The following is a 14,161-nucleotide window of genomic DNA, read 5'->3' as shown; positions in this document are numbered from 1 at the left end:
TTGGTCAAATGATTTCGTGTCCTCGAAGATGACATAGCGCAACTGTAGCGAGGGGGCTTGCCCCCGATAGCGGAATGTCAGCCACATCGATCTGGCAGGCACTTCGTATCGGGGACGAGCCCCTTCGCTACATGGGTGTATTCAGTGTCGCAACAGATAGCGTAGCGAGGCTTCCAGCATCGGCCCATGATTCAGCCCGGGGAAACTCCGGTACTGCACCTGTAACCCGGGCATCGGCTGCAGTGCCCTGAGCAAGTCCAGCATCGGTTGATCAGCCTGTACCCCGGGCATTGGCTGAGCATGGGGTTGCCCGGGTTCATCTTCACCGCGCATCAACAGCAAACTCGTGGATTGCCCCTGCAGGCGCGGCGCCAATCCGGCAACCGCCGCGTTCATGCGCGCCGGCCCCCACCACCACAAGGATGGGCTGGCCGACGCGTAATGCTGGAAGCTGTGCGGCCGGGTCAGCAGCGCATCCAATACCAGCAGGCCCCCATAAGAGTGTCCCCACAGGGTCTGCTGATGGTTATCCACCACCAGGCGCTGTGCCACCGCCGGCTTGATGCGCTGCTCCAGAAGATCCAGAAACGCCTCCGCGCCGCCGCTGGGCAGTTGCGTCAGCGGGTCGCTGCCCCGTGGTCCCGGGGTGTAATCCAGGGTCCGGCCGTCGCGGTCGATACGCTTGCCACCGGCATAACCGACCGCTACCAGCACCGGCGCCGCGCCTTGATTCAGCGCCCGCAGGTCATCGGGCTTGAGCGCGCCCAAGGCCGCATTGCCGTCGAGCATGTACAGCACCGGGTAACCGGAGGCGGGCACCGGGTGCTCCGGTTTGCCGATCCAGATCTGGTAGTGGCGTTGGCCATCGGTCGAATCCAGTGTCAGCGTCTGAAAGTGATAGCCCGTGCCACGGCTATGCACAATCGCGTCGTCCATCGGCTGATTCGGATCAGGCCTGGCCCAGGCCGTGGCACAGGCGCTCAGGCCCAGCAGCACAGTCAGCGCCCCGCGGCGCAGGCTGACCATCAGAACGACGCCGTCAGGCTGGTGAACAAGGTGCGTCCCGATTCGTTGTAGGTCGCCGCGCCAGCGCCTTCGATATTGGTCACGCCCTGGGCATTGCCTTCACGCCAGTGGCGCTTGTCGAAGAGATTATCGACGCCCGCCGTCACACTCAGGTGCTTGGTCAGCGCGTAGGTGCCGCTGACGCCCACCAGGGTGTAAGGCGCGACTTCCTGGTTGGCGGTGCCGGTCACGCGGTTGCCATGGTAATCGTACTTTTTCGGCTTCTGCTTGCCGTACCAGGCCACGGTGGTCTGCAGCGACAGCTTGTCGGTGGCCTGCCAATCGAGCATCGAGTTGAGGGTGTACTTGGGCGTCACCGACAGCACGTCGCCGGTTTCCTTGTTCACCGAGCGCAGCATGTAGGTGTAGTTGTTGGTCCAGGTCAGGCTGCTGGCGAGCGGCAGGGTCAGGTTGCCTTCCACGCCCTCGACCAGCGCCTTGGGCACGTTCTCCCACTGGAAGATGTTCGATGCGGTGCCGGTGCCCCCAGTTGCCGTGCCGACCGGCACCAGACCGGACTCGATCTTGTTCTTGTAGTCATTGCGGAAGTACGTGAGCCCGGCCACCACGCCGTCATGCTTGTACTCGATGCCCAGTTCCTTGTTGATGCTGTTCTCGGCCTTGAGATCCTTGTTGCCCTGCAGATAGCAGCTGACGGTCGAGCCATAGCAGCCTTGGCCGTTGCTGTAGAGCAGGTAGTTCGGATCCAGCTGATAGAGGTTCGGCGCCTTGTAGGCCCGGGCGATGCCGGCCTTGAGGGTGACGGTGTCGGTCAAGACTTGCGAGAGGTTGAGCGACGGGCTCCAGTTGTCGCCGACGATATCATGATGGTCGAAGCGCAGGCCTGGGGTGAGCTTGGTGCCAGGCAGCAACTGGATATTGTCCTCGACGAACACCGAGGCTATTTCCGACGAGAATCGGGTATCCCGGCCCGTGCTCGCGAGCCCCGCGACCGTGCCCCCGGCGGCGGTGCTGGTGGCCTGGGTATTGGCGCTCGGGTCGTCGAGTTTCGACTGCACCCACTCGGTGCCGACGGTCAGCACCTGATCTACGCCAAAGTGCAGCGGCAGGTTGACCTCGCCATGGGCGGTCAGGTCGTTGAGCGTGGTGGTATAGAAGTCGCTGTTGGAGAAAATCCCCTCCAGCCCGCCGGCCAGGCCCTCGTTGATCCGAGTGTTGCGGGTTTTCTCGTATTGCAAGTACGCCAGGGTGGTGCCGAAGTCGTAGTCGCCGCGATCGGTGAGCGAGAACGTCTGGCGATACATCCGATTGGTCTCGTGGCCCAGCAACGATTTCACGTAGGCATTGCTGTTGGTGTTCTGGGTGTCACCGGTGTAGATGTTGCCCTGACGGCTGTAGCCCATTTCGAAGTCCAGCGTTTGCTCGGGCGACAGCTTCCAGCTCAGCAGGCCATTGAGGTCCTTGTTGCGCACGCCTTCACGCCCAGCCGGCAAGGTGCCGACTTGATTGCCGGTGCGCACCGATTCGTGGCCGCTGTTGATGTCCGAGTCATCGGCGTCGGTCTTGGCGACGTTGCCGAAAACGCGATAGGTGAGGTTGTCGGTCAGCGGGCCGTCGAGGCTGAAATTCATACGCTGGGTGCCGCCCTCGTCGCTGTGGGTCGGGAAGCGGGTGTAGACCGTCGCCGAACCGTGGGTCTCCTGAGTGGGCTGCTTGGTGACGATATTGACCACGCCGCCGGCGGCGCCGTTGCCATAGCGCGCCGCAGCCGGGCCACGGATGACTTCGATGCGCTCGACCATCTCGGCCGGCACCCAGTTGGTGTCGCCACGGGAGTCCCGCTCGCCACGCCAGCCGTAACGCACCGAGCTGCGGCTGCTGACCGGTTTGCCGTCGACCAGGATCAAGGTGTTCTCCGGGCCCATGCCACGAATGTCGATCTGCCGGCCGTTGCCGCGCTGGCCACTGCTGGAATTGCCGGTGAGGTTGACGCCGGGCATGGTGCGGATGATCTCTGACAGGTCATTGGCCGGCGGGCGCTTCTGGATGTCTTCGGCGGTGATGATCGATACGCCCGGCGCCTGCTTGATCTCTTCCTCGGCGGTACCGAGGATGGTCTGACTGTCCAGCACGATGGGCTTTGGCGCTGCTGCGGGGGCCTCGGCGTGAGCGACGGCAGGCAGCAGGTTGCAGGTGCTCAGGAGCACGGCGAAAAAAGGCAGGGGCGGCAGGCGCAGTTGCATGGTGATCTCCAGGGAAAACATGGCCGACTGATAGCGGGTGGCCATGGCGATCACAGATGATAGTCAGTCTCAAATGAGAGTAAAGATCATTAACTTTCTAAACATTTGTGGAGTGATACACAGGTCGGGAGCTCAGCTTGCTGGCGAAGGCGTCGTTATGACAGCGCTCCATTCATGCCGCCGGCAAACGCAGATTCATGACCAGCCCAGCCTGGCCACGACTGGCCCATAACTTCCCATCCTGCAATTCGATCGCTCTTCTGGCGATGCTCAACCCCAGGCCGAAGCCCTTGCCCGGTGTGCCGTCCAGGCGCAGGAAGGGGTCGAAGATGCGTTCCAGTTCGGTCTCGGGCACTCCGGGCCCCTGGTCTTCCAGGCGCAGCTGCCAATAGTCGCCATCGCGGTAACCGCTCAGACGGATCACGGCCGCTTCAGGCGAATGCCGAATCGCGTTACGCAGCAGATTCTCCAGCGCCTGCGCCAGGCTGTTGAGATGCACCTGCACCTCGCAGTCCACCCCCAGATCACACACGAACCGTGACGAGCCCCAGCCCGACTCGAAGCAGGCATCCGCTACCAGCGCCTCCCACACGGACAGCATCAGCACCGGCTCGCGGGTCAGTTGCGGACGCTCGGTGTCGAGCCAGGCGAGGTCGAGGGAGTCTTCGATCAGGCGTTGCATGTCGTCGATTTCCCGCGCCAGGCGCTCTTGCAGATCCTCTACCGGCAGCTGGCTTTCGCTGGCGATGCGCAAGCGCGCCAGGGGCGTGCGGATTTCATGGGACAGGGTGCGCAGCAGTTGGCGTTGCTGCTTGAGGCTCTGGCGCAAGCGTGCGGCCATGTGCTCGAAGGCCTGAGCCAGTTCGCCGAGTTCGTCCTGGCGGCGGGCGACGTCACTGTGCATCACGCTGTCGAGGTCGTCGGCGCGCAGGGCGTTGGCACGTTCGCGCAGGTCGGTCAGCGGCACCACCAGATGGCGGTACAGCAGCAGGCCCAGACCCAAGGCCAACAGCGCCGGGACGACGCCATGGGTGAACAGGTGGGTCCAGGGTGTGAGGCCCTTGGGCAGCAGGCGTTCGGGCAGTTGCATCACCAGCCGGCCGGTTTGTGGGTGCGTGGGGAAATCGATGCTGACGAACGGCAGCTCGTCCTGCAGCCGTCGGCTCATGGGCCAGTCGAGCTTGCGCATGAAGGTCAGGTGGCTGTACTCCAGCGGCGTCAGCGGCTGAGTGCCGAGACTATGCAGGTGGTCACCCAGCACCGCCACCCAGGTGTGCTCTTGCCGCGCCAGCGCCTGGCGCCATTGCTCGACACCGGCATTGCCGCCTTGCTCCCAGGCACGCTCGGCCTGCTGAGCGTATCTGGCCAGGTGGTGCTGATCGGTCTTGTCGAGGAAGTAGGTGCTGCGCTCCACCTCGAGCCCCCAGAACCAGATCAGCCAAACCAGCAGCAGGCAAAAGCCGATTTGCAGCAGGGCAAGCTTCCACAGTAGCGAATGACGGCGGCGCATCAATAGGAGTCGCTGGTGACGAGCATATAGCCTTGGTTGCGCACCGCCTGGATGTGCAGATCGGTCACTTCGAGTGCCGCGAGTTTGCGCCGCAGGTTGCAGACGTGTACGTCGAGGCCGCGGTCCAGGCGGGTGTAGGGCCGGTGCAGCACTTGTCGATAGAGAAACGCCTTGCTCAATGGCTCGCCCTGGTGCTGGCGCAGCAGGCTCAAGAGGCGGAATTCGGAACCGGTCAGCCCGGCGTGGCGGCCGTGGTAACTGACGTCCTGGGCACTGAGGTCGTCTTCAAGATCGTGGGCCGGCGCGCGTACGGCGGGCTGTCGATCCAGCGCCACGCGGCGCAACAGGGCTTCGAGGCGGGCATCCAGTTCGGCCAGGCTGAAGGGCTTGGGCAAATAATCATCGGCACCGCGGGTGAAGCCGCTGATGCGATCCTGTTCCGCGCCCAACGCCGACATCAGCATCACCGGGATGCCCTGTTCGCGGCGCAGTTGTTCGAGCACCGCAAGGCCGTCCATGCCCGGCAGCATGATGTCGAGCAGCACCAGGTCGAAACGTTGCTGTTGCGCCAGGTGCAATCCGCCATCGCCACGTTCCACCGCGGTCACGGCGAAACCGCGCTGGCGCAGGTGATGGGCAAGGTGAGTGCGCAGTTCGGCATCGTCCTCGATCAGGAGCAGATGGGCGCGGGGGAGGGGTAATTGAGATTGGTTCACAGTTGCGGGAGTATCGCATCTGTGCGCAGGGACGTCAAAAGCCGCAGGCGCAATCCCTATGGTGAGCGGGCTTCCCCCAAGAGGCCGGTTCTGACACACCTGGGTGATCAGTGAAGGCCCATCGGGAGCAGGCACCCTCGCCACGGGGTAAGCAGATTTACCGCGTCCAGTCTGGGTGGCTCAACGCCTAACCAGCATCACGCCCGATTCCATATGGTGGGTATACGGAAACTGGTCAAACAACGCACAGCGCTCGATCCGATGGGTGTCGTGCAGTTGCGCGATATTCTGCGCCAGGGTCTCCGGGTTGCAGGAGATGTACAGAATGTTGTCGAAGCGCCGGGTCAGCTCGCAGGTGTCCGGGTCCATGCCGGCGCGCGGCGGATCGACGAATACGCTGGCGAAGTCGTAGCTCTTGAGGTCCACGCCTTCGAGACGGCGGAACGGCCGCACTTCATTCAGTGCTTGGGTCAGTTCTTCGGCGGACAGGCGTACCAAGGTGACATTATCTACGCCATTGTCAGCCAGGTTGTGCAGCGCGGCGTTGACGGACGTCTTGCTGATCTCGGTGGCCAGCACTTTACCCACTCGGGTCGCCAGCGGCAGGGTGAAGTTGCCGTTGCCACAGTACAGCTCCAGCAGGTCATCCTGGCGCTCGCCCAGGGCATCGAAGGCCCAGCTCAGCATCTTCTGGTTGACCGTGCCGTTGGGCTGGGTGAACGCGCCTTCGGGCTGGCGGTAACGGAAGGTGCGACCACCGACCTGCAGCTCCTCGACCGCGTAATCGCGGCCGATCACCACACGTTTGCCTTTGGAGCGGCCAATGATGCTGACGTCCAGTTCCTGCGCGAGCTGCTCGGCGGCGGCGTGCCAGTGCTCGTCGAGCGGGCGGTGATAGCACAGCGTGACCATGGCATCGCCGGCCATTGTAGTGAGGAACTCGACCTGAAACAGTTTGTTGCTCAGCGCTGGATTGCCCTGCCAGGCCGCCTTGAGACGCGGCATCAAGTCGTTGATGCGCAGGCTGGCGATGGGGAACTGTTCGAAGAAGATCGGCGTGTTTTTGTCGCCCGGCGCGAACATCGCGTACAGGCGCTGGCCGTCTTCGCGCCACAGGCGAAACTCGGCGCGCAGCCGATAGTGCTCGCGCGGCGAGTCGTACACGCTCGGCTCGGGGGCATCGAAAGGCGCCAGCAGTTCACGCAGGCGCGCGACCTTGGCCTGCAGTTGGGCGTCGTAGCTCGAGGGATCGAAGACAGCACTCATGCGTTGTACCAGCCCAGCTTGATGACGAACAGAATGGAGAGAATGATCAGCGCCGGGTTGAGGTCCTGGCGACGGCCCGACAGCAGCTTGATCGCCGTCCAGGTGATGAAGCCGAAGGCGATGCCGTTGGCGATCGAGTAGGTGAACGGCATCGCCAGCGCGGTGACCACGACGGGTGCGGCTTCGGTAATGTCATCCCAATTGATCTCGGCCAGGCCCGAGCACATCAGCACCGCCACGAACAACAGCGCCGGCGCGGTGGCGTACGCCGGAACGCTGCCCGCCAGCGGGGCGAAGAACAGTGCCAGCAGGAACAGGATCGCTACCACCACCGCGGTCAGCCCGGTACGGCCACCGGCGCTCACGCCTGCTGCCGACTCGATATAGCTGGTGGTGGTCGATGTGCCCAGCAGCGAGCCGGCCATGGCCGCGGTGCTGTCGGCGATCAGGGCGCGGCCCATCTTCGGCATATGGCCGTTCTTGTCCATCAGGCCGGCGCGCTTGGCCACGCCGATGAGGGTGCCGGAATTGTCGAACAGGTCGACGAACAGGAAGGCGAAGATCACGCTCACCAGACCGATATTCAGCGCGCCCTTGATATCCAGTTGCAGGAAGGTCGGCAGCAGTGACGGTGGTGCGGAAATGATGCCGCCGAATGGGCTGAAGCCCCCGACGATCGAGACGATGGTCACCGCCAGAATGCCGATCAGCACCGCGCCACGCACCTTCAGCGCTTCAAGGCCGACGATCAGGAAGAAGCCCAGAATCGCCAGCACCGGCCCAGGTGCCCTGAGGTCACCGATCCCGACCATGGTCGCCGGGTTGCCGACCACGATCCCGGCCTCATGCATGCCGATCAATGCCAGAAACAAACCAATGCCGGCGGCAATCCCCGAGCGCAGCGGCAGCGGGATGCTGTTGACGATCCACTCGCGGATGCGAAAGATCGACAGCAAGAAGAAGCACACCGCCGAAATGAACACCGCCCCCAGCGCCACCTGCCAGGTATGGCCCATGTGCAGGACCACGGTGTAGGTAAAGAAGGCGTTGAGGCCCATGCCCGGCGCCAGGGCGATCGGGTAGTTGGCGATCAGGCCCATCACGGTGGAGCCGATGGCGGCGGCCAGGCAGGTGGCGACGAACACCGCGCCCTTGTCCATGCCGGTCTCGCCGAGGATGCTCGGGTTGACGAAGAGGATGTAGGCCATGGCCAGGAACGTGGTCACGCCCGCCAGGATTTCGGTGCGCACAGTGGTGTCGTGCGCCTTGAGTTGAAACAGCCTTTCCAGCATGCCTGCCCCCGCAATGGATGTAACGACCCGTAGAGCACAGCACAGCCTGCGCCAGGTCGCAAAAAAGCCGGGCATGATACCAGTACCGGCCCGAAAACAAGAGCCCGTTCAGCCCCCTTGCCTATCCCTGTGGGAGTAGGCTGTGGCCGCGAAGCTTTTCCAGGCGCCGCCTGCGCAGCAGCAGTCAAGAACTTCGCGGGCAGAGCCCACTCCCACGGGGCGATTGAGTGGATTTACTGTTACTGATTCTGCAACACAGTTCCCATCGGGTGAGGCAATTGGCCACGCGGCAATAGACCACGCGGTCCGTCGCAGGGAATGGGTCTACTCTTTTACAGATCATTGATCCAGGTCAACGCTTGCAGCCTGCAAGCGGGTCGTGGCCATTGCTCGCAATCCCTGCGTATTCAGACCCTGAAATTGCCGTGCTCCCTATGCGCAGGGGCCGTTGGCCTGGTTAGCCGCCAGTCCGCATTACCCTGATAGAGGAAGCTATATGTTCGGTTTAGAGGCAATAGATCTCGCCCGAATGCAGTTTGCGTTTACGGTTTCGTTCCACATTCTCTTCCCTGCCATCACCATCGGTCTGGCCAGTTTTCTGGCAGTGCTCGAAGGTCTCTGGCTGAAGACCCATGACGACACCTACCGCGATCTGTATCACTTCTGGTCGAAGATTTTCGCCGTCAACTTCGGCATGGGCGTGGTCTCGGGCCTGGTCATGGCGTACGAGTTCGGTACCAACTGGAGCGGATTCTCCGACTTCGCCGGTGCCATCAGCGGTCCGCTGCTGACCTATGAAGTACTCACCGCATTCTTCCTCGAAGCAGGGTTCCTCGGCGTCATGCTGTTCGGCTGGAACCGCGTCGGCCGTGGTCTGCACTTTTTCGCGACCGTCATGGTGGCGATCGGTACGCTGATCTCGACGTTCTGGATCCTGGCCTCCAACAGCTGGATGCAGACACCGCAGGGCTACGAAATCGTCGATGGCCGTGCGGTGCCCGCCGACTGGCTGGCGGTCATCTTCAACCCGTCGTTCCCGTTCCGCCTGGCGCACATGTCGATCGCCGCGTTCGTCGCTACCGCGTTCTTCGTCGGTGCTTCGGCGGCCTGGCACTTGCTGCGTGGTCGCCGTACTCCGGCCATCAAGCGCATGTTCTCCATGGCCATGTGGATGGCGCTGATCGTCGCGCCGATCCAGGCCTTCGTCGGTGATGCCCACGGTCTGAACACCCTGGAACATCAGCCCGCGAAAATCGCTGCCATCGAAGGCCACTGGGAAAACGTCGGCAACGAGCCGACCCCGCTGGTGCTGTTCGGCTGGCCGGACATGAAAGCCGAGACCACGCGCTTCAAAGTCGAAGTGCCGTACCTGGGCAGCCTGATCCTGACCCACAGCCTGGACAAGCAGATTCCGGCGCTCAAGTCCTTCCCGCCTGAAGACCGCCCTAACTCGACGATCATCTTCTGGTCGTTCCGGGTCATGGCTGGCCTGGGCATGCTGATGATTTTCGTCGGCCTGTGGAGCCTCTGGCTGCGCAAGCGCGACGCGCTCTACACCTGCCGTCCGTTCCTGTACCTGACGCTGTGGATGGGCCCATCGGGCCTGATCGCGCTGCTGGCGGGCTGGTTCACCACCGAGGTCGGTCGTCAGCCGTGGGTCGTGTATGGCCTGCTGCGCACCGTCAATGCGGTATCTAATCACAGCGTCACGCAGATGACCATCACCCTGGTGACCTTCGTCGTCGTGTACTTCTCGCTGTTCGGCGTGGGCCTGGGCTACATGATGCGCCTGGTGCGCAAAGGGCCTAAAGCTCACCACGATGACCAGCCGCACGGTGGCCCTGGCCAGCAGCGTACACCGGCACGTCCACTGTCCGCCGCCGATACTGGCGAGCACAGCGGCCACGACAGCTTGAGCAAGGGGAACTGAGTCATGGGTATTGATCTTCCACTGATCTGGGCCGTGATCATCATCTTCGGCGTCATGATGTACGTGGTCATGGACGGCTTCGACCTGGGGATTGGCATTCTTTTCCCCTTCTTCAAGGACAGCAAAGACCGTGACGTGGCGATGAACACCGTCGCGCCGGTCTGGGACGGTAACGAGACCTGGCTGGTACTGGGTGGCGCAGGGTTGTTCGGCGCCTTCCCGCTGGCCTACTCGGTGGTGCTCGAGGCGCTGTATCTGCCGCTGATCTTCATGCTCGTGGGCTTGATCTTCCGCGGTGTGGCGTTCGAGTTCCGCTTCAAGGCCACACCCGCCAAGCAACACATCTGGGACAAGGCCTTCATCGGCGGTTCGCTGGTGGCGACCTTCTTCCAGGGCGTAGCGCTGGGCGCGTTCATCGACGGTATTCCGGTGGTCGGGCGCAAGTTCGCCGGCGGCGGCCTGGATTGGCTGACCCCGTTCAGCGTGTTCTGCGGCCTGGCACTGATCGTCGCTTACGCACTGCTGGGTTGCACCTGGCTGATCATGAAAACCGAAGGCGGGCTGCAGCAGACCATGCACAAGCTGGCGCGGCCGTTGACCCTGTTGCTGCTGGCGGTGACGGGTGCGGTGAGTATCTGGACGCCGCTTGCGCATCCGGACATCCACGAGCGCTGGTTCAGCACCCCGAACCTGTTCTGGTTCCTGCCGGTGCCGATCCTGGTGCTGGTTGCGGTGTACGGCCTGCTGCGCGCTGTAGCGCGTAAAGCGCATTACACGCCGTTCCTGCTGACCTTGCTGCTGGTGTTTCTGGGCTATACCGGGTTGGGCATCAGCCTGTGGCCGCACATCGTGCCGCCGTCGCTGACCATCTGGGATGCCGCCTCGCCGGCGAAAAGCCAGGGCTTCATTCTGGTCGGCACCTTGTTCATCCTGCCGTTCATCCTGGGCTACACCTTCTGGAGCTACTACGTGTTCCGCGGCAAGGTGACACCTGAGGATGGTTACCACTAGTCGTCTGTCAGGCGCCCGGGTCGTTGAGGTCCGGGCGTCCTTCTAGGAGATGAGTCATGGTTCACAAAGACGTTGTTACGAATGAACAAGCCGGCGAGACAGTACAGTCGCCGTGGTACAAGCGCGTTGGCTGGCTGGTATTGATCTATGTCGGCAGCGTCGTGGCCTTGGGGTTGTTCGCCATGCTGATCCGTCTGTTCATGACGGCGGCGGGGATGAAGTCTCACTGATATCTGTGTCGACTGGCTGGCCTCTTCGCCGCCGAAGAGGCCAGTACTGACACGCTGGAATTTGATCCTTACTTGCGCGCCTTGAGCACCACGAACTTGGGCGTCGCCGCCACCTGCTCCACCCCTCTGAACAACCGCGCCAGCTTGCTGTGATAGCCCAGGTGCCGGTTGCCGACGATATACAACGCCCCGCCCACCACCAGCGCCTCGCGCGCCTGCTGGAACATCCGCCACGCCAGGAAATCCCCCACCACCTGTTGCTGGTGAAACGGCGGATTGCACAGCACCACGTCCAGTGAGTCCTCCGGCTGCGTCGCCAGGCCGTCATCGGCGCGCGTGGTCACCGGGCGATCGCCCAGCGCTACCTGCCAATTCTCGGCCGCCGATTGCACCGCCATGTAGGACTCGTCCACCAGGCTGTACTGCGCCTGCGGGTTGGCCAGCGCACTGGCGATGGCCAGCACGCCGTTGCCGCAGCCCAGGTCTGCCACCCGAGCATCCCCAAGGTTGCCCGGCAAGTGCGGGAGAAAGGCGCGGGTGCCGATGTCCAGGCCTTCGCGGCAGAACACATTGGCGTGGTTGATCAGCTCGATGGCCGGCGCATCAAGGTGGTAGCGCGTCGGGTAGGGCGAGATGGCAATCGGCCGCGGCTGCGCCGTGGCAATCAGCAAACGAGCCTTCTTGACCGCCAGCGACGCCTGCATCGTGCCGATATAACGCTCCAGCAGATCACCGGCGGCCCGTGGTAAGTGCTTGACCATGGCGGCGGCGATCACCTGAGCGCCCGGCGCCAAGTGGCCCTGCAACCGAATCAGTTGTTCTTCGAGCAGGGCGAGGGTCTTGGGCACGCGGATCAGCACGCGATCGAACGGGCCCTGCCATGGCCTGCTGGCCGGCACAAAGGTAACCGAGTCGAACGGCTGGTGATTGCGCGTCAGGTTCTTTTCCAGGGCCAGGTGGCCCAGGTACGAGTCGCCGCTGCTGATCAATTGGCACTGCCCGCTAAGGCTCACCGCCAAGGCGCCGAAGCTGTCGTTGAGCACCAGTACCCGGGTGCTGGCCGGCAGTTGCTGTTCGGCCAGATGATTGAGCAGGTATTCATCGGCGGCGTCGAACGCCTGCAGCGGTTCGTCCGGCTGGTCTGGTTGGCGGATCAGGTCGAGCTGGGCGTAGGCGGTTTTGAGCAGGGGCATGGCAAGCGGACACGAGAGCGGCGGAGGCGGGTGATTCTACGGGGTTTTTGTAGGGCCTGCTGGGGATGACATTACAAACCGGCGGTGTTTATCTGCTGCCGTTTGCGGGAAACTGTCGCCATCAGTTCAATGGAGCGCGTCATGTCCGCCAGCGCAGAAAAATTTACCCGTCAGACCATCACCCATGTCGAGCCGCTGACCCCCAGCCTGTTTATCCTGCGCACCACCCGCGATGCCGGGTTTCGTTTCGTGGCCGGGCAGTTCGCGCGCCTGGGGGTGACCAAGGCCGACGGCACGGTGGTATGGCGGGCGTATTCGATGGTGTCGTCGCCCCATGACGAGTTTCTCGAGTTCCTCTCCATCGTGGTGCCGGGCGGTGAATTCACTAGCGAGCTCAGTCGCCTGCAGGTGGGTGATGAATTGTTGGTGGAGCGCCAGGCGACGGGCTACCTGACCCTCGATCGTTTCGTCGATGGCCGCGACCTGTGGATGCTGTCGACCGGTACCGGCGTGGCGCCGTTTCTGTCGATCCTGCAGGATTTCGAGGTGTGGGAGAAATTCGAGCGCATCGTCCTGGTGTACAGCGTGCGCGAAGGGCGCGAGTTGGCGTATCAGGAGCTGATCGCCGGCCTGGAGTCGCGTGAATATCTAGCGGACTACAAAGGCAAGCTGACCTTTATCGGTACGGTCAGCCGTGAGGATTACCCCGATACCCTGCGGGGCAGGATCACTGGGCTGATCGACAACGGCGAGTTGGAGGCCAAGGCCGGTGTGGCGCTGACGCCGGAGCATTCGCGGGTGATGATCTGTGGCAATCCAGAGATGATCGACGACACCCGCAAGTTGCTCAAGGCGCGCGACATGCAGCTAAGCCTCAGCCGCCGACCGGGGCAGGTGGCGGTGGAGAATTATTGGTAAGCGGTGGTTTGATCTTGCGCACGCTTGCCCGCGAAAGGGCCGGCAGCCCGATCGCGAATCCAGCAGGCTCAAACCAGCCTATCAGGCGCCGCTACAGTCGGAACCGCTTTGGCATTTTGATCCTTGAGCAAATCGCGGATCTCGCCCAGCAGCACTTCTTCCTTGCTCGGGGTCGGTGGCAGGGTTGGAGCCTTGGCTTCTTCGCGCTTGAGGCGGTTGATGGCCTTGACGCCCATGAAGATGGCGAACGCGACGATGATGAAATCGACGACCGTCTGGATGAATTTGCCGTAGGCCAATACCACGGCCGGGGCGTTGCCTTCCGCTGCCCGGAGGGTGATCGCGAGGTCGCTGAAATCAACGCCACCAATCAATAACCCCAGAGGCGGCATGATCACATCGCCGACAAAGGAGGAGACAATCTTGCCGAATGCAGCGCCGATGATGATACCAACGGCCATGTCGACTACATTGCCCTTGACCGCAAAGGCCTTGAATTCACTTAGCACGCTCATTTAGATATTCCTTGTTACAGATGAGGTTGGTCGACGCAGTGTAATTCAGCCTTGTTTCATGCTCTACGCCCGTTTTTAGTGACACGGTTATTAGCGAGAAGTTTTGTCGAATTTGAGCCTAGCCCTATTCGCGCGCCGCGCCGCAAAGTTTCATCCAGCCATTGCTCACCTTGTAGGGAGGGGGCTTGCCCCCGATTGCAACGGGTCGGAAAACACATGGGTGCCTGGTCCACCGCATTGAGGAGAAGCCCCCTCACCACAAGTAAGTGTCTGGCCACGGGCGGCGGCAGGCGCGGTATCATGGCGACTTT

Annotated in this window: 12 protein-coding genes; 4 read left to right on the top strand and 8 right to left on the bottom strand. The window is 62.6% G+C overall.

The window, feature by feature from the left end; genetic code table 11:
- Positions 1-141: 141 nt before the first annotated feature.
- The 6 genes from REH34_RS12035 to REH34_RS12010 form a co-directional block, all read right to left on the bottom strand.
- Positions 142-1,017: an alpha/beta hydrolase gene (locus tag REH34_RS12035; protein ID WP_409373322.1), complete on the bottom strand. Its 876-nt coding sequence runs from the start codon at positions 1,015-1,017 to the stop codon at positions 142-144.
- 8 nt (positions 1,018-1,025) lie between these two features.
- Positions 1,026-3,269 carry a TonB-dependent siderophore receptor gene (locus REH34_RS12030; protein WP_311972079.1) on the bottom strand — a complete coding sequence of 748 codons (2,244 nt, stop codon included), beginning with the start codon at positions 3,267-3,269 and terminating at the stop codon, positions 1,026-1,028.
- A 172-nt stretch (positions 3,270-3,441) separates the two neighbouring features.
- Entirely contained in the window at positions 3,442-4,779 is a 1,338-nt protein-coding gene (locus tag REH34_RS12025) for a sensor histidine kinase (RefSeq protein ID WP_311971758.1), read from the bottom strand.
- On the bottom strand, positions 4,779-5,495 hold the full coding sequence (locus tag REH34_RS12020) for a response regulator transcription factor (protein WP_311971757.1): 717 nt from the start codon (positions 5,493-5,495) through the stop codon (positions 4,779-4,781). The genes REH34_RS12025 and REH34_RS12020 overlap by 1 nt, the downstream gene beginning before the upstream one ends.
- A gap of 180 nt (positions 5,496-5,675) precedes the next feature.
- The gene (trmA, locus tag REH34_RS12015; RefSeq protein WP_311971756.1) at positions 5,676-6,761 is read right to left on the bottom strand and encodes a tRNA (uridine(54)-C5)-methyltransferase TrmA; all 1,086 of its coding nucleotides are present in this window, start codon (positions 6,759-6,761) and stop codon (positions 5,676-5,678) included.
- Positions 6,758-8,053: an NCS2 family permease gene (locus REH34_RS12010; protein ID WP_311971755.1), complete on the bottom strand. Its 1,296-nt coding sequence runs from the start codon at positions 8,051-8,053 to the stop codon at positions 6,758-6,760. Before REH34_RS12010 ends, trmA begins: the two co-directional genes overlap by 4 nt.
- A 496-nt stretch (positions 8,054-8,549) precedes the next feature.
- On the opposite strand from REH34_RS12010, the gene REH34_RS12005 reads away from it, so the two are divergent.
- The 3 genes from REH34_RS12005 to REH34_RS11995 are packed head-to-tail and all read left to right on the top strand — an operon-like array spanning position 8,550 to position 11,224.
- Complete coding sequence (locus REH34_RS12005; RefSeq protein ID WP_226506367.1) at positions 8,550-9,983, top strand: cytochrome ubiquinol oxidase subunit I; 1,434 nt, start codon at positions 8,550-8,552, stop codon at positions 9,981-9,983.
- A gap of 3 nt (positions 9,984-9,986) precedes the next feature.
- Positions 9,987-10,994: a cytochrome d ubiquinol oxidase subunit II gene (gene cydB / locus REH34_RS12000; RefSeq protein WP_226506368.1), complete on the top strand. Its 1,008-nt coding sequence runs from the start codon at positions 9,987-9,989 to the stop codon at positions 10,992-10,994.
- A 56-nt stretch (positions 10,995-11,050) separates the two neighbouring features.
- The gene (locus REH34_RS11995) at positions 11,051-11,224 is read left to right on the top strand and encodes a DUF2474 domain-containing protein (protein WP_226506369.1); all 174 of its coding nucleotides are present in this window, start codon (positions 11,051-11,053) and stop codon (positions 11,222-11,224) included.
- 68 nt (positions 11,225-11,292) lie between these two features.
- On the opposite strand, the gene REH34_RS11990 is transcribed toward REH34_RS11995, so the two are convergent.
- A complete protein-coding gene (locus tag REH34_RS11990; RefSeq protein WP_311971754.1) occupies positions 11,293-12,417 on the bottom strand; it encodes a class I SAM-dependent methyltransferase in 1,125 nt (374 codons plus the stop codon).
- A 141-nt stretch (positions 12,418-12,558) separates the two neighbouring features.
- On the opposite strand from REH34_RS11990, the gene REH34_RS11985 reads away from it, so the two are divergent.
- Positions 12,559-13,335 (top strand): ferredoxin--NADP reductase, encoded by a 777-nt coding sequence (locus REH34_RS11985; RefSeq protein WP_311971753.1) that lies wholly within the window; start codon positions 12,559-12,561, stop codon positions 13,333-13,335.
- A gap of 68 nt (positions 13,336-13,403) precedes the next feature.
- On the opposite strand, the gene mscL is transcribed toward REH34_RS11985, so the two are convergent.
- Positions 13,404-13,850, bottom strand: a complete 447-nt coding sequence (gene mscL / locus REH34_RS11980) for a large-conductance mechanosensitive channel protein MscL (protein WP_311971752.1) — start codon at positions 13,848-13,850, stop codon at positions 13,404-13,406.
- Positions 13,851-14,161 lie beyond the last annotated feature (311 nt).

The sequence above is a fragment of the Pseudomonas baltica genome, from assembly GCF_031880315.1.
GTDB lineage: Bacteria > Pseudomonadota > Gammaproteobacteria > Pseudomonadales > Pseudomonadaceae > Aquipseudomonas.
This window is presented reverse-complemented; position numbering and strand designations above follow the sequence as displayed.

Coding starts and splice junctions, on each gene's coding strand:
- REH34_RS11995 (WP_226506369.1), top strand. CDS start 11,051: ATGGTTCACAAAGACGTTGTTACGAATGAACAAGCCGGCGAGACAGTA.
- cydB (WP_226506368.1), top strand. CDS start 9,987: ATGGGTATTGATCTTCCACTGATCTGGGCCGTGATCATCATCTTCGGC.
- REH34_RS11990 (WP_311971754.1), bottom strand. CDS start 12,417: ATGCCCCTGCTCAAAACCGCCTACGCCCAGCTCGACCTGATCCGCCAA.
- REH34_RS12025 (WP_311971758.1), bottom strand. CDS start 4,779: ATGCGCCGCCGTCATTCGCTACTGTGGAAGCTTGCCCTGCTGCAAATC.
- mscL (WP_311971752.1), bottom strand. CDS start 13,850: ATGAGCGTGCTAAGTGAATTCAAGGCCTTTGCGGTCAAGGGCAATGTA.
- trmA (WP_311971756.1), bottom strand. CDS start 6,761: ATGAGTGCTGTCTTCGATCCCTCGAGCTACGACGCCCAACTGCAGGCC.
- REH34_RS12030 (WP_311972079.1), bottom strand. CDS start 3,269: ATGCAACTGCGCCTGCCGCCCCTGCCTTTTTTCGCCGTGCTCCTGAGC.
- REH34_RS12005 (WP_226506367.1), top strand. CDS start 8,550: ATGTTCGGTTTAGAGGCAATAGATCTCGCCCGAATGCAGTTTGCGTTT.
- REH34_RS12010 (WP_311971755.1), bottom strand. CDS start 8,053: ATGCTGGAAAGGCTGTTTCAACTCAAGGCGCACGACACCACTGTGCGC.
- REH34_RS11985 (WP_311971753.1), top strand. CDS start 12,559: ATGTCCGCCAGCGCAGAAAAATTTACCCGTCAGACCATCACCCATGTC.